The following is a 16,749-nucleotide window of genomic DNA, read 5'->3' on the forward strand; positions in this document are numbered from 1 at the left end:
TGTGCCCGTGGTCTCCCGACCACGGGCCCACCGCTCAGTCGTCCGCCGGTAGCACCGGCCCCCGCCGGGTCAGACGGTGTAGCCGCCGTCCACGGCGATGCTGGTGCCGGTGATGTAGCGACCGCCGGGGCCGGCCAGGAAGACCACGGCGGCGGCGATGTCCTCGGCCACGCCGTAACGGCCCAGGGCGGTGATGCCGCTCTGGAACTCGGCGGTCTCACCGTCGGCCGGGTTCATGTCGGTGTCGATCGGCCCCGGGTCCACGATGGTGGCGGTGATCCCGCGCGGCCCGAGCTCCCGGGCCAGCCCCTTGGTCAGCCCGACCAGCGCCGACTTGGCCGTCGCCTGGAGCACGAAGTTCCCGCCGGGCACGTGCCCGTTGAAGCAGGAGCCGACACTGATGATCCTGCCTCCCTCGCCCAGGTGCCGGGACGCGGCCTGGGCGGTCAGGAACACCGACCTGACGTCCACGGCGAGCACCCGGTCCAGTTCCTCCGCCGACACCTGCTCCAGCGGCCCGTAGGTGAGGAAGCCCGCGTTGTTCACCACGATGTCGAGACGGCCGAACTCCCGCACCGTCTGCTCCACCGCGGCCGCCGCGGCCTCCGGCTCGGTCAGGTCGGACCTGAGGGCGACGGCCGTGCCGCCGTCCGCCTCGATCTCCTTGACGACCTCCTTGGCACGGTCCTCGGCCTGGACGTAGGTCAGGGCCACGGTCGCCCCCGACGCCGCCAGCCGCTTGGCCACCGCGGCACCGATCCCCCGGCTGCCACCGGTCACCAGGGCCACCTTGCCGGTCAGTTCACTCATTGCTGCTTCCTCCGTAGACACGTGGGTTTCGCTCCTGACTGGATACTGAAACCCTTCCATTAATGTGAAGGTCAAGTCGGTTCTGCACTAAGCTGGTTGGTATGCGGATCGGAGAGCTCTCGCAGCGCACGGACACCCCTCGGCGACTGCTGCGCTACTACGAGGAGCAGGGGCTGATCGTCTCCCGGCGCGAGGCCAACGGGTACCGGGACTACGACGAGTCCCTGGTCGACCGGGTGCTGCAGATCCGCGGCCTGCTGGCGGCCGGCCTGCCCACCCGGATCATCAAGCAGATCCTGCCCTGCCTCAGCACACCGCGGACCATCCACTTCGACGAGGCCACCCCGGAGATGCTGGCCACGCTCACCCGCGAACGGGACCGGATGACCCAGCGGATCACCTGCCTCGAACGCAACCGCGACGCCGTCTCCGACTACCTCGCCGAGGTCAGCCGCCCCTCAGAAGGCTGACGCCCCGCCACCGAACCGCACGGTGTTGGCCAGCACGGCGCCGTGGCTGGCGACGTCGATCACGATCCGGTCGCCGTCGGCGATCCGGAACCCGTCGTGGAAGCTGCTGCGGTCGGCCCCGGTGAGGACGTAGTTGACCAGGCCGGGGCGGCGCAGCGCCGGGAACGAGAAGAGCCGGTCCACCAGGTCGGAGACCTGGAAGAACAGCGCGTCGGCGCCGCAGTCGAACTTGCCCTCCCAGACCGGCTGCCCGTCCCGCTCGATGACGGTCCGGCCGGTCGCCGACCGGGGCGGCTCGCCGAGGAAGAGGTGGGTCGCCAGGCCGGTGTCGCAGAGCTTGCCGGAAGGCGTGTAGCCGGGGTCGATCCGGTGCAGCCCGATGTCGCACAGGTCGTTGCCGAAGGTGTAGCCGAGGTAGCGGGGCGCGCCGGCCTCGTCGTTGACGAACACCAGCACCACCTCCGGCTCCTCGACCAGGATCACCGGCTCGGCCGGGACGACCAGCGGCTGCCCGGGCAGCCGCAGCCAGGAGCCGAGGCCCTTGAAGAACCACTTGGGCAGCGGCGGTTGGCCGTCGTGTCCGACGATCGCGTCGGCCTTGGACTTGTGGGTGCCGAGGAAGCCGCTGACCAGGGAAGGGCCGGTGGTCGGCAGCAGCGGGGGCAGGGCCTGCAGGGCCGGGTCCCCGGCGGTGACCGTGACCGGCTCGGTCTCCGCGGTGAGCGCGGCGACGGCGGCCGGGGCGTCCGGGCTGAGCAGGGCGGCCAGCAGCCGGCCCTCGGCCACGGGGTGCAGGCTCTGCGGCTCCCCCGGGGCGGTGATGCCGAGGCTGACGTAGCGTCGGCCCCGGTACTCGTACTCGCTGACAATGGTGGACACGGGTGGATCGACCTCCAGCGGTCGTCGGTTCCAGCGGGTCCGGAGGGGTTCCGGACCCGCGTCGGCGGCGGGTGCTCAGACCCGGGCCGGGGTGGCGTCCCGGTCGGCGGCCGACCGGGACAGGTCGTCCAGGACCGCGGCGAGGCGGTCCAGGGACGCCTTGATCCAGGGGAGGCGCAGCGGGTCGGACTTGGTGAGCGCGGCGTTCTGCTCGGCCTCGGTGGCCCCGTAGAGCCGGCTGGTGGCGGCGCGGATCCGCAGGGTGCCGCCGGCTTCGCCGAAGGCGGTGCCGGGCAGCACGCCCACGCCGTAGCGCTCGGCCAGCAGGGTGGCCAGACCCACGGCGTCGGCCACGCCGTGGGCGCGGAGCAGCTGCTCCCGCAGCGGCTCGAAGTCCGGGTAGAGGTAGCAGGTGGCGCGCACCGGCGTCAGTTCCGCGCCGATCGCGGCGAAGGACCCGGCGGCGGCGCGGACCACCGTCTCGTGCAGCCGCAGGGCCGCGGCGACGTAGCCGACCACCTCGGGCGGCTCCTCGAAGGCATAGGCGGCGGCCTCCTGGACCGGGGCCGGGGCGGTCGACCAGATCTGGCTGGCCACGGCCGTCAGCCGCTGCCGCAGCCGCCGGCCGAGCGGGCCCGCGGGCAGCAGCGCCACGCCGGTGCGCCAGCCGCCCAGGGCCAGGTTCTTGGTCAGCCCGGTCGTCACCACGGTCCGCTCGGGGGCGAAGACCGCTGGGGAGGGCGCGGACTCCCCTCCCTCGAAGACCAGGTCGCAGTAGATCTCGTCGGAGACGATGACCAGGTCGAGGTCCCTGGCCGCCTCCGCCAGCCGCCGCAGGGTCCGCGCGGTGGCGATCGTCCCGGTCGGGTTGTCGGGCAGGGTGACCACCACGCAGCGGGGGTCAGCCCCGGCGGCCCTGGCGGCGGTCACCGCCGCCCGCAGCGCCGCCGGGTCGGGCACTCCGCCCTCGCCCGGCAGCGTCGGCACCTCGACCGGCCTGGCTCCGGCGAGGCGGGCCTGGGCCGCGTAGCTGACCCAGCTCGGGACCGGCACCACCACATCGCCGCCGACGGCCAGCATCAGGGCGAAGAGCAGCGGTTTGCTGCCGGGCCCGCAGACCACCAGGTCGGGGTCGGCGGGATGGCCCCGCCGCCCCCAGTACCCGGCGGCGGCGGCACGCAGCTCCGCGCTGCCGGCCACCGGCCCGTAGGCGTTGCGGCCCGCCGCGGCGGCGAGCCGCTCCCGCAGCGCGGGCAGCACCGGCAGCCCGATCTCGCCGCTGGCCAGGGACAGCACCTGCTCCCCTGCGCGGCGTCGGCGCTCCAGCGCCTCGTCCGCGGCCAGGGTCGGGGACATGGTCACCGGGACGGGTTCCGGCATGGCGCACTCCAACGGGTCGATCGGACGGCGGGCGGGCGGGTCGGGCGGGCGAGCGGGCGAGCGGGTGCGGCCGGACGGTCACCCGGCGCCGAAGCGCTTCCGCAGTTCGATCTTGCGGACCTTGCCGGTGAGGGTCTTCGGCAGCTCCGGCACCACCTCCAGGCGGGCCGGCAGGAACCGGGGGTCCTGGCCGGCGGCCAGCAGATGGCGACGGATCTCGTCCAGGCCCGGGGGCACCTCCCCCCGGGTGACGACCACCGCGAGGACCGGGTCGTCGATCCGCCCGTTCGGGCCGACCAGGGCGGCCTCGGCGACCCGGGGGTGGCCGGCGATGAGGGCCTCCAGCTCGGCCATCGGCAGCACCACGCCGTCGCGCACGATGGCGTCCTTGGCCCGGCCCAGGATCCGGATGCCGCCGCGTCCGTCCTCGCGGGCCACGTCCCCGGTGTCGAACCAGCCGTCCGCGGTCAGTTCGGCGGCGAACACGTCCTCGCGCCGGTGGTAGCCGAGCGCCTGGGAGGCGCCCCTGACCCGCAGCCGGCCGACCGGGGCCCGCCGGTCCTGGTCCTCGAAGGAGTCGATGCGGATCTCCATGGCGTCGACCGGTGCGCCGTGGCTGTGCGCCGCCCGGTCCTGGTCGTAGTCCAGGCGGGTGATGGTGATCGGGCCGAACTCCGACATCCCCCAGACCGAGTAGGTCCGGGCCGACAGGGTCTCCCGCAGCACCTCGACCATGCTCTGCAGGACCGGTGCGGCGCCGACCACCGCGTGCCGCAGCGAGGACACGTCGCGCGGGTCGGCCTGCTGGGCCGCCACCACGTCGCGGTGCATCGGCGGGGGCCCGTAGAGCAGGGTGGCCCGGTACCGCTCCACCAGGTCGAGCAGGCCGGGGTTGTCCTTGCCGTCCTGGAACACCACGGTGCCGCCCAGCATCACCCCGGCCAGCACGCCCTGGCCGAAGCCGGAGTAGTGGACCAGCGGGGTGGTGACGGCGGCCACCAGGTCGTCGCCCAGCATGAAGGCGTCCACATAGCCGCGGACCCCGGAGTGCACCGTGTTCTGACTGTGCAGCACCCCCTTGGACGGCCCGGTGGTGCCGGAGGTGAACAGCACCACGAAGGGGTCGTCGGGCCCGAGTTCACGCCCGGCCGGACGGTCCCGGTGCCGCTGCTCGTGCGGGACCGCCACGAAGTGGTCGTGGAAGTCCAGCGCCCCCTCCGGGGGGTGGCCGCCGACCACCAGCACGTGCCGCAGCGGCAGTTCGTCCCGCAGCCGGACCACGGTCCCGGCCAGCGGGTAGCCGTCCCACTCCGGCACGGTGACGCACACCGCGGCCTCGGTGAGGGCGAGCCGGTGGCGCAGTTCCTCCTCCTGGCAGTCCGGGGCGATCGGGCAGATCACGGCGCCGACCCGGATGCAGGCGAACAGCAGCGGCACGATCTCCCAGCGGTTGGGCAGTTGGACGGCGACGAAGTCGCCCCGCCGCACCCCGAGTTCCAGCAGCGCCCCGGCGAACCTGTCGGTCAGCCGGGCCAGTTCCGCGTAGTCCAGGGTGTCCGTGCGGGAGTCGGCGATCCGGCGCCCGGCGATGGCGAGCTTGTGCGGACGCAGCCGGGCCTGGCGGTAGAGGTCGTCCAGGAAGGTCTCGTCCCGCCACCAGCCGCGCCCGCGGTACTCGGCCGCCCGCTCCGAGGCCGCGGCGGTGGCCGGGCCCGGGCGCACGGCCGTGGTCGTCGGGGTCATCGGCGGTCCTTGCGGCGGAAGTCGAGCAGCTCCGGCAGCGGGTCGCCGGCCCGGGTCGCGGCGATCTCCAGCAGGTCGCGGGTGTTGCGGCTGACGGTGTCGCCGACCCAGTCGAAGACCCAGGCCTTGCGGGCGTCGGCCGACAGCTCGAAGGGCACCCGCCGGGTGACCGCCAGGGCCGCCGAGCCCGCGCCGCCGATGTTGGTGATGACGCCGGGGACCACGGTGACGCCCGAGCCCCGCAGCTTCTCCCTGGCCTCGGCGCTGGAGGAGAGGTTGCCGCCCTCGACCACCAGCGGTGCGCGCACCCGGTGCGCGTTGTCGGCGTTCACCGCGTGCTTCTGCGCGGCCAGGATCACCAGGTCGGCGTCCAGGTCCAGCCAGGCGTCCGGCTCGCTGGAGAGGACCACGCCCTGGGGCAGCCGGGAGCGGTCGATCCGGCCGAACTCGTCGGTGACGGCCACGAGTTCGGCCACCGGCAGCCGGTCGGCGCTGATCGTGCCCTCGATGTCGGCGACGCCGACGACGACATGGCCGCGTTCCTCCAGGTACGCGCCGACCGCGCGGCCGACCGCGCCGAAGCCCTGGATCACCACCCGGGCGGACCCGGTGCGTCCGCCGGCGGCCAGCGCGGTGACCGCGCCGACGCCGACGCCGTGCCCGGTGGCGTCGATCAGCGGCTCGTAGTAGGTCCGCCAGTCGATCGGCATGTCCGGGACCCCCGGCCGGAACCGGGGGTCGTAGCCCGCCTCGGCGAAGAACACGGCGCGGTCGGCGGGGGTGACCCCCATGTCGATGCCGAGGTGGATGCCGCCGTGCAGCAGCGGCTTGACGGTGCGTCCGAAGGTGCGGAAGGTGTTCTCCCGGTCGCTGCCGTCGGAGACTATCCCGGCCTTGGCGCCGCCGATCGGCAGGCCCGCCAGGATGAACTTGTGCGTCATGTCCCGGGCCAGGCCGGCCACTTCCTCCTCGGTGACGCCGGGCGTCATCCGGGTGCCGCCCATGGCCAGGCCCTCGTACAGCGAGTCGACCACCACCCAGCCCTTGAGCGCGCCGCCGCTGCCGTTCAGGTGGACGGTGAACGCGGGGTCCTGCGGATTGTCCAGGTCACTCATGGTCCATCCCTGCTTTCTCATGTTCACTGGAACTGCTGGGCAAAGCCGCGGAGGATCTCCAGGCCGTCGCTGCGGAACTCCAGGTGCGCCTGGGCGCCGTAGATCCGGCCGTCGTCGGAGCGGAGGAACTCCACCGGCGCGTGCTCGGAGCGGCCGATGGAGCGGAAGCCCTCCGGCGCCTCCTGCAGGTAGAGGGTGTGCCGGTGGAAGACCGTCACGGTGGGCTTCACATGGGTGAAGAGCGGGTCCTCCTTGTCGACCTGGACCTCGTGGCCGCCGACCCGCTGCGGTCCGTCCTCCAGTCGGCCGCCGGCCGCGACGGCGATGATCTGCATGCCGCCGCAGATGCCGAGGACGGGCACGTCGGCGCCCATCACCAGGTCGACCAGCGGCCGGTAGTGGTCCAGGTCGTAGGCCCGGACCTTGGTTCCGCTCAGCACCACGGCCTGGTAGCGGCCGTCGATCCGGGCCGGCACCGAGGTCGCGTCGACCGCCTCGGTGTCCGAGCCCAGGTCCTCGAAGCGCCGGCGGAGCTGTTTCAGGGAGAGGGTCCCGTTGTTGACCACTAGCACACGGGATCGCGCCATGCTGGTGCTCCTCTAGGTTCGGGTGATGACGGTGCCGGTGCGGGCGTCGAGCAGGTCGGTCACCGAAGCGCTGCCGATGACCACCCGCCGCACGCCCCGGTCCAGGGCCTCGCCGGCCGCGCGCAGCTTCTTGCGCATGCCGCCGGTGGCGCCCTTGTCGCGGAAGGCCGCCGCGTCGGCCGCGGTGATCCGGCGGACCGGTTCCCCGTCGATCAGCAGATGGGCCACGTCGGTGACCAGGACCAGGTCCTCGGCCCCGGCGGCGCCGGCCACGGCCGCGGCGGCCCGGTCGGCGTCGGTGTTGATCTCCTGCCCCTCGCTGTTCCTGGCCAGTGGGGTGACCAGGTAGGCGTGGCCCGGCTGGAGGTTCTTCAGGGCCGCCGGGTCGACCCCGGTGATCGGCCCGACCAGGTTCTCCAGCTCGACCAGCTGCTTGTCGCGCCACCACCAGCGTTCGCCGGGACCGGCCTGGATCAGGCCGTCGCTGCCCAGCAGCCGTTCCGCGGTGATGCCGCGGGACTCCAGCCGGGCCAGGACGTCGGCGCCCAGTTCGGCGCTGACGGTCTTGATGTCGGCGATGACCTCGGGGGTGGTCCAGCGGCTCTGGTTGCCGTAGCGGTCGCGCAGCACCGCCGAGGGCTCGCTGTAGCGGGGGCTGAGCTTCCGCAGCGGCTTGGACCAGCCGTGCACCAGCACCAGCGGCCGTTCCCGGCCGTGCCGGGCCAGGTCGTCCCACCAGCTCCCGTCGAGGTCGTCCAGGCAGCTGCCGCCGAGCTTGACCACGGTCGGGGTCGGGGTCGGGGTCGGGGTCGGGGTCGGAGTCGGGGTCGGCTGCCCCGCTGCCGCGCTCATGCGGGCAGCACCGGCTGCATGGTCAGCCCGGTCTCCTCGGGCAGCCCGAACCGGATGTTCGCCGCCTGCACCGCCTGTCCCGCGGCGCCCTTGACCAGGTTGTCGAGGGCCGCGAGGACGACGATCCGGCCGCCCTCCTCGTCGTGCAGGGCGGTCACGTCGCAGTAGTTGGAGCCCAGCACGGCCTGCGGGTCGGGGACCGGGATCAGCGTCTCGTCGTGCCTGCGCACCCGGACGAAGCGGTCGCCCTTGTAGAAGCGGGTGTAGGCCCGCTGCAGCGTGCGCTGGTCCACCGTCCCGTCGGTGAACACGTAGGAGCTGGTCAGCAGCCCGCGCACGAGCGGGACGCCGTAGGCGGACATGGTCAGCGAGCCGACGCTGCCCGACTTGGCGCGGGCCAGGAAGTCGGCGACCTCGCCCGCGTGCCGGTGCCCGGTGGGCGAGTAGGGAGTGATGGCGTTGTTGCGGAACGGGTGCAGGTCCGCGGTGCGCAGGTGCAGGCCGCCCCCGCTGGACCCGCTCTTGCCGTCCACCAGCACGGTCCTCAGGTCCAGGCCGAGTTCCAGGGTGAGCGGTGCCAGGCCCAGCGTGATCGCGGTGGCGTAGCAGCCCGGCAGCGAGATCAGCGGCGCGTCCACCAGCTGGTCCCTGACCAGTTCCGGGACCCCGTAGACGAAGCGGTCGGCCAGTTCGGTGCTGCGGTCGACCTTGGGGTACCAGCGCCGGTGCAGTTCCGGGGTGCGGATCCGGAAGGCCCCACTGAGGTCGATGACGGAGGGCACCCGGTCCGCCAGCAGTGCGGCGAGCTCCGCCGACGCCGGGGCCGGGGTGGCCAGGAAGACGACGTCGACCTGGTCGGCGATGTCCTCGGTGACCGGCTGCACGGTCAGCCCGAAGTCGATGCGCAGATTGGGGTGCAGTTCGGCCGGCCGGCGGCCGACGCTGCTGGAACCGCCGACGAAGGCCAGTTCCAGCTCGGGGTGCTGGGTGATCAGCCTGATCAGTTCGCCGCCGGCCAGCCCTGAGGCTCCGACGACTCCGGCCCGGATCATACGAGCAGCTCCTGGAGGTACGCGCCGATGGTCAGCGGGATGTCCGCGCCGGTGGCGGAGGCGACGCCGCGGAAGGCGGGGGCGTGGTTGACTTCGTTGACGACGAAGCCGTCGTCGGTGCGGAACAGGTCGATTCCGTAGATCCCGGTGCCGAGTTCGGCGACCACGGCGTCGACGATCTTCACGACCTCGGGGTCGTAGCCGATGGCGCTGCTGCGGTTGCCGAGCGCCGCGTTGCTGCGCCAGTCGGTGCCGGCGCTGCCGAACTCCGCCGCGGCGACCACCTCGCGCCCGACCACGAAGCAGCGCACCGAGGTGCCGCCGGCCAGGTAGGGCTCGACCAGGCAGGCCTGCTCGAAGGCGTGGCCGAGGTCCTCGACGTAGTCGTAGACGGAGTCGGCGGTGTCGGTGTCGCGGATCAGGGTGACCCGCTTGCCCATGCCGCCGAAGATCGGCTTGAGCACCACCGGCACGCCCAGCTCCTCCAGCGCCCGGCCGAAGTCCTTGCGGGACAGCACCAGCCGGAAGTCAGGCACCGGGATCCCGGCGGCCTGCAGCAGCGCCCGCAGCACGGCCTTGTTCTCGCAGACGTTGATGGCCCTGGCGCTGTTCAGCACCGGCAGCCCGGACGCCTCGGCGAGGGTGGCCACCAGGCCGCCGCGGGTGTAGCTGCGGCTGCGCAGCAGCACGGCCCGGTAGCCGTGCAGGGAGCCGCCGTCCGGGTCGCCGAGGCACAGTGACTCGTCGTTGACCCAGTCGATCCGCAGTCCGAACTCGGGGGCGGTCCGGATCAGCTGCTGTTCCTCCCAGCCGACCCGGTCGGCCACGAGGGCGATGGTCCTCGTCATCTCACTGGCCCCAGTCACGAAGCTGGACCTCGATCATCTCCAGGACCACCTGGCCCTCCTGGACGTCCTCGACGCGCAGCGTGAGCATGCACTCGGGGCAGGACAGGGTCTCTCCGCGGACGACCGGGGGCACGGTCAGGTCGGTCTCGCACTCGGGGCAGGATCCGGTCAGGGTGGCGGTGGACATGCGTCAACTCCGGTCGGTGGCGATGGGTGCGTGGTGGTGGAGGGGTTCAGGCGCTCTGGAAGTCGACGGCGGCCTTGCGGATGGCCTCCCGGTCCAGCAGCGGGGCGCCGTCGCGCTCCTGGCGTTCGGTCAGCCAGGGGGTGAAGGCCGCGACGTCGACGAGGACGCCCGAGTCGGCCAGGGCCCAGGTCACCAGGGCCGGGGTGAGCCGGGTGCGGACCCGGAGGTCGCGGGCGTTGCCGACCAGCTCGGCCGGCAGCGTCTCGTACGCCTCGGGGTGGTTGAGCTGGCCCGGCAGCTCGTAGGCGAAGGCGTGCGGTGTGGTCGGGCCCGACTGGAACGCCTCGCCGAGGCCGGCTCCGACCAGCGCGAGCCGCGACAGCTCGGTGAGGTGGGTCAGGTCGAAGCGGGTGTCGCCGTGGATCACCCGCAGCGAGGTGAGCAGCTCGGCCAGCGGGGCGTTGCCGCCGCGTTCGCCGATGCCGCCGACCGTCGCCGAGATCCACCGGGCGCCGGCCCGCACCGCGGCCAGGGAGTTGGCGACGGCCATGCCCAGCATGTTGTGCGAGTGGATCTCGATCTCGGAGCCGTCGATGGCGGTCAGGTCCGCGATCACCTCCTGCATCTGCCAGGGCGACAGATAGGCGACCGTCTCCGCGAGCCGGAAGCGGTCCGCCCCGGCCTCGAATCCGGCGGTGACATAGGGGACCAGCCGTTCCGCCGGGGTGCGGGCGCCGTCCTCGCCGCTGAAGGTGACGTGGAAGCCCCGGTCCTTGGCCTGGGAGATCGCGGACCTGGCCACGGCGGTCAGCAGTTTGGCGCTGGGCGAACCCAGCTTCAGGGCAGCGTGCTGCTCGGAGGTGGGGATGGAGTACATGATGTGCCGTACGCCCAGCCGCTCGGCCTCGTCGAGGGCCTTGGCCACCTGCTGGCGGTCCCGCACGACCAGCAGCGTCATGCTGCGGTCCGGGCCGACGGCCTCGTGGGTCGCCAGGACCAGGTCGGCGTCCTTGGAGTCGGGGCCGGCCACCATGCCGACCTCGACCAGCTCGACGCCGGTCCGCACCAGCAGGTCGGCAATACGGGCGGCGTCCTTGGGGCCGAATTCGACACCGGCCATGTGCGCGGAATCCCGAAGCGTCGCATCGGAAATGCGGGGCGGTTCCTGGAGTAATTCCTGCTGCTCTGCGAGTGCCATTGCGTTCTCTCCTTCGGAAGGGAATTCGGAGCGCCTTGCCGACCATCTTGTACGGCCACCCCGAGGTCGAACAAGCTTTCCCGGACCGAACTTTGTCAAGAACTGTCAGCACATGTCGAGCGGAGAAATATCGCAGACAGAGGGAATTCAGCCGCAGCCGAGGCGATAACCGACACCGTGGACCGTGATGATCCATTTTTCGCCCAGCTTCGCCCGGAGATTGCTCACATGGGTGTCGATGGTCCTGGTCGAGGCGGACCAGGTGCAGTCCCAGACGCGAGCCATGAGCTCCTTGCGGGAGAGCACGTTCCTGGGATTCGCGGCCAGGGTGTGCAGCAGGTCGAACTCCTTGGTGGTGAGCACCACGGGCCTGCCGTGCAGCCGGACCTCGCGGGTGATGTCGTCGATGTGCAGCGGGTCGGGCTCGGGCTCGGGCGGCTCCTGCGGCCACGGATGGGAACGGCGCAGCACGGCCTCGATCCGGGCCAGCATCTCGCGCGTCCCGCAGGCGGCGGTGACGCAGTCGTCGGCGCCCGCCTGCAGCGCCAGCACCCGGTCCAGTTCGGTGTCGCGGGTGGAGATGGAGATGACCGGTTTGGGCCCGGCCCGCCGGATCAGCCGGCAGACCTCCAGCCCGTCGATGTCGGGGAGGTCGAGGTCCAGCAGGACCATGTCCGAACGGTCGTGCAGCGCGAGCGCCTCCATCCCGGTGCGGGCGCTGCTGGCGAGGTATCCCTGGCGTTCCAGGCTGCGGATCCTGGCAGCCGCAGCCGCCGAGTCGCTCTCGACCACCAGGACGGAAACCGTCAGGGATCTGGTGGTCGGCCTCTGCGTGGTCATCTGAGCCATGGCTCCCCCGGGTACTGGACGAGTGGGTTGGGGTAGGAGGGCGGCCCGGTTCGTCCCTGCTCCGGCCGGGCAACAGCGTAAAGATACACTCGGGTCATCTTTATGGCTATAGATCAAAAATGTACTCGGGTCTAACAATGGAGGTCCGGTGCCCCGTCCCCCGGACGAAGGAACCACCGCCCCGTCCCGGCGGCGCCGCAACCAGGAGCGCACCCGGGAGCGGATCTACGCCACAGCCGTGCTGCTGTTCAGCAGGAAGGGGTACGCGGACACCTCGGTGGCCGAGATCGCCGCCTGCGCGGACATCGGGCGCGGCACCTTCTTCAACTACTTCGCCCACAAGGACTGCCTGATCAGCGCCTGGACCCAGGACCGGCTGCGCAAGCTGGACAGCCGGGTGACCGGCCGGCTGCGCGGAGGCGCCGGCACCGCCGAGGCGCTGTACGCCTACATGACCGCGCTCGGCGACCTCAACGAGGAGGAGCCGGAACTGAGCGCCGCGATGCTCACCGCCTGGATCCAGGCGGGCTGGATGGCGGAACGGCGGCCGGAGTTGGGGGCGGTCTTCGCCGGAGTCGTCGAACGCGGCCTGGTCCGCGGCGACGTCTCCGGCGCGGTCAGCCCCGAGCGGGTCGGCGACGTGCTGTGGGGGCTCTACGTCGGCGCGCTGCACCGCTGGGCCGGGCGGGCGCCGGACCGGCGCCGCGGCCTGCTCGACACCGAGCTCAGGCTCGGCGTCCAACTGCTGCTCAACGGCCTGGCGCCGACGTCCGCACGTCTTTAGGCAAAACCGAGGTCAAACTTGGTCTGCAGTGTAAGTTTGCATCCAGCTAGTCCCATTGGCACCGCTGACACGTCGTCACCGGTCGGTTCTAGAAGAGGTTGGCCGCATCCCATGGAGCACTCCACACACGATTCCACCGCCGTCCTCGCCGTCGTCGGCCTCGGCTGTCGCTTCCCCGGTGCGAACGGGCCCGCTCAGTTCTGGGACAACCTCCTGGCCGGCCGGGACTCGGTGACCCCGGTCCCCGTCGAGCGCTTCGACATCGCACCCGACTACGCGCCGCACTCCGGCACCAGCGGCAAGACCGCCTCCCGGCACGGCGGCTTCATCGAGGACGTCTTCGCCTTCGACCACGGCTTCTTCGGGATCTCCCCGGCCGAGGCCAGGGCCATCGACCCGCAGCAGCGGCTGCTGCTGCAAGCCACCTGGGAGGCGCTGGAGCAGGCCGGCCTGCGGCCCTCCACCCTGGCCGGAACACAGGCCGGCGTCTTCGTCGGGCAGGCCACCGCCGAGTACGCGGAGGTGTCCGCCCCGCCCGGCGGCCCCAACGTCCGGGACATGGCCGGCAGCAAACTGCGCGCGGTGACGGCCGGGCGGCTGTCCTTCGTCCTGGACCTGCTCGGCCCGAGCGTGGTCGTGGACACCGCCTGCTCCTCCTCGCTGGTCGCCGTGCACCAGGCCCGGCAGAGCCTGCTCGCCGGGGAGTGCGACCTCGCCATCGCCGCCGGCGTCAACGTGGTGCTCTCCAGCCATGACGCCATCGCCTACTCCCAGGGCTCGATGCTCTCCCCCGACGGCCGCTGCCGCTTCGGCGCCGACGACGCCAACGGCTTCGTCCGCAGCGACGGCGTCGGCGTGGTCCTGCTGAAGCGGCTGGCCGACGCCGAACGCGACGGCGACCGGATCCTGGCCACCGTCCTCGGCAGCGCCGTCACCAACGACGGACGCGGCAGCGGACTGCTGCTGCAACCCGCCGTCAGCGGACAGGTCGCCATGCTGCGCTCGGCCTGCCGGGCCGCCGGCATCACCCCGGACCAGCTCGACTACGTCGAGTCCCACGGCACCGGCACCGTGGTCGGCGACGCCGTCGAACTGCGCGCCCTGGCCGAGGCCACCGGCCGTCCCGCGGACCGCCCCTTACCGACCGGATCGGTGAAGACCAACATCGGGCACGCCGAGTCGGCGGCGGGCATCGCCGGGCTGATCAAGGCCGTGCTGATCGCCCGACACGGCGTCATACCCGCCTCCCTGCACTGCCCGCGGGAGAACCCGGTGATCGCCGAGGAGGGCCTCGCCGTCACCGTGGTCACCCGCACCACCGAACTGGCAGCGGCGGCCAGGCAGTCCAGGATCGGCGTCAGCTCCTTCGGGATCTCCGGCACCAACGCCCATGTCGTGCTGGGCGCCCACCGCCCCGACCCGGCCGCCGCGCCGGTCACGGTCGCGGGAGACCCCCGGGGGGAGCAACTGCTGGTGCTCAGCGCCCGTTCGGCCCGATCGCTGACCGGGCTGGCCGCGTCCTGGGCGGACTACCTCGAGGGGCCGGGCGGCCGGCATCCGCTCCGCGCCCTGTGCGCCGGGGCCGCCCTGCGCCGGGACGCGCACCCGTACCGGCTCTGGGTCCGCGGGGACAGCCACGCGGCCGTCGCGGCCCGGCTCCGGGAACTGGCCGACGGCGGCACGGCCACCGGGGGCGGCCTCGCCGACGCCGGGTTCGACGGCCCGCGGCGGACCGCCTTCGTCTTCCCCGGCCAGGGCTCGCAGTGGCTCGGCATGGGACGCGGGCTGCTGCGGTCCTCCCCCGCCTTCCGGGCCGCGCTCACCGAGTGCGACGCCGCGATCCGCACCGAGCTCGGCTGGTCCCTGATCGAACTGCTCACCGAGGAGCAGGAACTGCCCACCGGGATCGACCGGGTCCAGCCGGCGCTCTGGGCGGTCGGGGTCTCCCTCGCCGCCGCGCTGGCCGAGGCCGGCCTGGACCCCGACGTCTGCCTGGGCCACAGCATGGGCGAGATCGCCGCGTCCTACGTGGCCGGCGCGCTGACCCTGCGCGACGCCTGCGCGGTGATCTGCCGCCGCAGCCGGCTGATGCGCCGACTGGCCGGGCTCGGCGCCATGCTCGCCGTGGAGCTGTCCGCCGACGACGCCGCCCGACTGCTGGCCGAGCGGCCCGCGTTCGTCGGGGTCTGCGTGGCGGCGGAGAACTCGCCCTCGTCCACCGTGCTGGCCGGGCCGCCCGCGGCACTGGCCGCGGTCACCGAGGAACTGGAGCTGCGCCAGGTGCTGTGCCGCCCCGTGCGGGTCGAGGTGGCCTCGCACTCCCCCGACATGGACCTGATCAGCGACGAACTGGTCGCCGCCCTGGCCGGGCTGGAGCCGCGCCCGGCGCACGCCCCCCTGGTCTCCAGCGTGCTGGCCGCGCCGGTCCGCGGGGACGAACTGCGGCCCCAGTACTGGCAGGACAATCTGCGCCGACCGGTGCGCTTCACCGGGGCGGTGCGGCTGCTCTGCGCCTGGGAGACCGTGTTCATCGAGGTCAGCCCGCACCCCGTGCTGACCCAGGCGATCGACGACACCCGCAGGGACGCCGGGGCCGAGGGGGCCGTGCTCGGCACGCTGCGCCGCGACTGCGAGGAGCCCCTCGCCCTGCTGGAGACCGTCGGCCGGGCGTTCGCCCACGGCGCGCGGGTGGACTGGACCCGCTGGTACGGCCCGGTCGCCCCGGTCACCGAGGACCTGCCGGGCTACAGCTGGGACTGTGACGCGCTCCGCCACTCCGGCACCGCGAGCGGCGCCGCCGGGACCGGCGCCGGCCGGGCCGAACCGGCCTCCGCGCCCTATCTGCGGGAGGCGGACCCGCGCGACTGGGGCTTCGACGACCAAGGCCCGGGCGTCTCCGTCCGCGGCCTGAGACCGGTGCTGCCCTCGATGTACGTGCAGGCCATGCTGGAAGCCGCCAGAAGCGCCACCGGCCTGCCGGTCGCCCTCACCCGGGTCCGGCTCGGCGAGCAGCCGCTGACCTTCGACGAACTGGCCGGCGCCGTGCTCCGGGTCAGCGTCGACAGCCCCGGCCCCGACGGCCTGCGCCGGGTCCGGGCGCAGGCACGGCGCACCGCCGACGCGCCCTGGGAACTGTGCGCCGAGGCCACCGCGGACCCCCGCGACACCGCCACCGCGCACCGGGGCGACCGCCGTGAACTGCTGGACCGCACCCTGGCCCAGCGGCTGCACTACCTGACCGGCGAGGGCTACACCGCGCTGGCGGAGCGGCTGGGCTTCGGGATCGACGAAGAGCTCCGCGCGATCCAGCAGGTGTGGCGCAAGGACGGCGGCGCGGTCGCCCGGCTGCGCCCCGGCCCGGGCCAGTCCGCCGCCGCCTCCTGGGAGGCGGGACTGCTGGTCCTGCTGGCCGCCTTCCGCTCCGGCAGCGCGCAGGTGCCGGCCGGCTTCGGCCGGATCCAGGTGTACGGGGAACTGGGCGCCGAGTTGTGGGCGCTGTGCCGGATCCGCTCCGCGAAGGGGCGCGGCCACAGCCTCGGCGACGTGCTGCTGCTCGACCCGGACGGGTTCGTGCTCGCGGAGTTTCTCGGCATCGACCTGCGCGCGCTCCCCGGCCGCACCGGACGCACCGGCCGCTTGGCCGGGGCGCGGAGGCAGGCCGTCACCGACACCGGCCGGCCGCGACCGCCGCGGACCACGGCACAGGCCCCGTACCCGCACCCGGCCCCGCACCCGGCCCCGCGTCAGCACCCGAGTCCGGCCGTCACCGCGGCGGAGGCGCTGGTGCAGCGGGTCGCTCGGCTGCTGGAGATCCCGGAGGACCGGATCGACCACCGGCGGCCGTTGCGCGACCTGGGCCTGGACTCGCTGATGGCGACGCAACTGCGCACAGAACTGCGCTCCGACTGGGGACTTGACCTGACCGCGGGCCGACTGCTCGGCCCGGAGAGCCTGAACCGGATCCTGGCGACCATGGACTGACCGGCCCCGCGGGG

At 73.1% G+C, this 16,749-nt stretch carries 15 protein-coding genes; 3 read left to right on the forward strand and 12 right to left on the reverse strand.

The genetic code is table 11. From position 1 onward, the window contains the following. Window positions 1–69 precede the first annotated feature (69 nt). Complete coding sequence (locus ACEZDG_RS05230) at window positions 70–810, reverse strand: SDR family NAD(P)-dependent oxidoreductase (protein WP_380502976.1); 741 nt, start codon at window positions 808–810, stop codon at window positions 70–72. A gap of 101 nt (window positions 811–911) precedes the next feature. On the opposite strand from ACEZDG_RS05230, the gene ACEZDG_RS05235 reads away from it, so the two are divergent. Further along, window positions 912–1,280 carry a MerR family transcriptional regulator gene (locus tag ACEZDG_RS05235; protein ID WP_380502979.1) on the forward strand — a complete coding sequence of 123 codons (369 nt, stop codon included), beginning with the start codon at window positions 912–914 and terminating at the stop codon, window positions 1,278–1,280. Here ACEZDG_RS05235 and ACEZDG_RS05240 read toward each other — a convergent pair. The 11 genes from ACEZDG_RS05240 to ACEZDG_RS05290 form a co-directional block, all read right to left on the reverse strand. Beyond that, the gene (locus ACEZDG_RS05240; protein ID WP_380502981.1) at window positions 1,269–2,159 is read right to left on the reverse strand and encodes a fumarylacetoacetate (FAA) hydrolase; all 891 of its coding nucleotides are present in this window, start codon (window positions 2,157–2,159) and stop codon (window positions 1,269–1,271) included. The genes ACEZDG_RS05235 and ACEZDG_RS05240 overlap by 12 nt on opposite strands. Before the next feature lie 75 nt (window positions 2,160–2,234). Beyond that, the gene (locus tag ACEZDG_RS05245; RefSeq protein WP_380502984.1) at window positions 2,235–3,539 is read right to left on the reverse strand and encodes a pyridoxal phosphate-dependent aminotransferase; all 1,305 of its coding nucleotides are present in this window, start codon (window positions 3,537–3,539) and stop codon (window positions 2,235–2,237) included. 78 nt (window positions 3,540–3,617) lie between these two features. Then, entirely contained in the window at window positions 3,618–5,282 is a 1,665-nt protein-coding gene (locus tag ACEZDG_RS05250) for an AMP-binding protein (RefSeq protein ID WP_380502986.1), read from the reverse strand. Further along, entirely contained in the window at window positions 5,279–6,397 is a 1,119-nt protein-coding gene (locus ACEZDG_RS05255) for a Glu/Leu/Phe/Val dehydrogenase dimerization domain-containing protein (RefSeq protein ID WP_380502989.1), read from the reverse strand. Before ACEZDG_RS05255 ends, ACEZDG_RS05250 begins: the two co-directional genes overlap by 4 nt. Window positions 6,398–6,420: 23 nt before the next feature. Continuing rightward, complete coding sequence (locus tag ACEZDG_RS05260; RefSeq protein WP_380502992.1) at window positions 6,421–6,984, reverse strand: type 1 glutamine amidotransferase; 564 nt, start codon at window positions 6,982–6,984, stop codon at window positions 6,421–6,423. A 12-nt stretch (window positions 6,985–6,996) separates the two neighbouring features. Then, window positions 6,997–7,836 (reverse strand): amino acid kinase family protein, encoded by an 840-nt coding sequence (locus ACEZDG_RS05265; protein WP_380502995.1) that lies wholly within the window; start codon window positions 7,834–7,836, stop codon window positions 6,997–6,999. Continuing rightward, complete coding sequence (argC, locus tag ACEZDG_RS05270; protein WP_380502998.1) at window positions 7,833–8,888, reverse strand: N-acetyl-gamma-glutamyl-phosphate reductase; 1,056 nt, start codon at window positions 8,886–8,888, stop codon at window positions 7,833–7,835. The genes ACEZDG_RS05265 and argC overlap by 4 nt, the downstream gene beginning before the upstream one ends. Next, window positions 8,885–9,736 (reverse strand): ATP-grasp domain-containing protein, encoded by an 852-nt coding sequence (locus ACEZDG_RS05275; protein ID WP_380503001.1) that lies wholly within the window; start codon window positions 9,734–9,736, stop codon window positions 8,885–8,887. The genes argC and ACEZDG_RS05275 overlap by 4 nt, the downstream gene beginning before the upstream one ends. A 1-nt stretch (window position 9,737) precedes the next feature. Next, the gene (locus tag ACEZDG_RS05280; protein WP_380503004.1) at window positions 9,738–9,923 is read right to left on the reverse strand and encodes a lysine biosynthesis protein LysW; all 186 of its coding nucleotides are present in this window, start codon (window positions 9,921–9,923) and stop codon (window positions 9,738–9,740) included. A 46-nt stretch (window positions 9,924–9,969) separates the two neighbouring features. Further along, window positions 9,970–11,121, reverse strand: coding sequence for an isopropylmalate synthase (locus tag ACEZDG_RS05285; RefSeq protein ID WP_380503007.1), 1,152 nt, complete (start codon window positions 11,119–11,121; stop codon window positions 9,970–9,972). 147 nt (window positions 11,122–11,268) lie between these two features. Continuing rightward, window positions 11,269–11,961: a response regulator transcription factor gene (locus ACEZDG_RS05290; RefSeq protein ID WP_380503010.1), complete on the reverse strand. Its 693-nt coding sequence runs from the start codon at window positions 11,959–11,961 to the stop codon at window positions 11,269–11,271. Window positions 11,962–12,118: 157 nt separating this feature from the next. On the opposite strand from ACEZDG_RS05290, the gene ACEZDG_RS05295 reads away from it, so the two are divergent. Further along, window positions 12,119–12,754, forward strand: a complete 636-nt coding sequence (locus tag ACEZDG_RS05295; RefSeq protein ID WP_380503012.1) for a TetR/AcrR family transcriptional regulator — start codon at window positions 12,119–12,121, stop codon at window positions 12,752–12,754. A gap of 111 nt (window positions 12,755–12,865) precedes the next feature. Continuing rightward, window positions 12,866–16,735 (forward strand): type I polyketide synthase, encoded by a 3,870-nt coding sequence (locus ACEZDG_RS05300; protein WP_380503015.1) that lies wholly within the window; start codon window positions 12,866–12,868, stop codon window positions 16,733–16,735. Window positions 16,736–16,749 lie beyond the last annotated feature (14 nt).

It is taken from the genome of Streptacidiphilus alkalitolerans (assembly GCF_042511045.1).
Taxonomy (GTDB): Bacteria; Actinomycetota; Actinomycetes; order Streptomycetales; family Streptomycetaceae; genus Streptacidiphilus; species Streptacidiphilus alkalitolerans.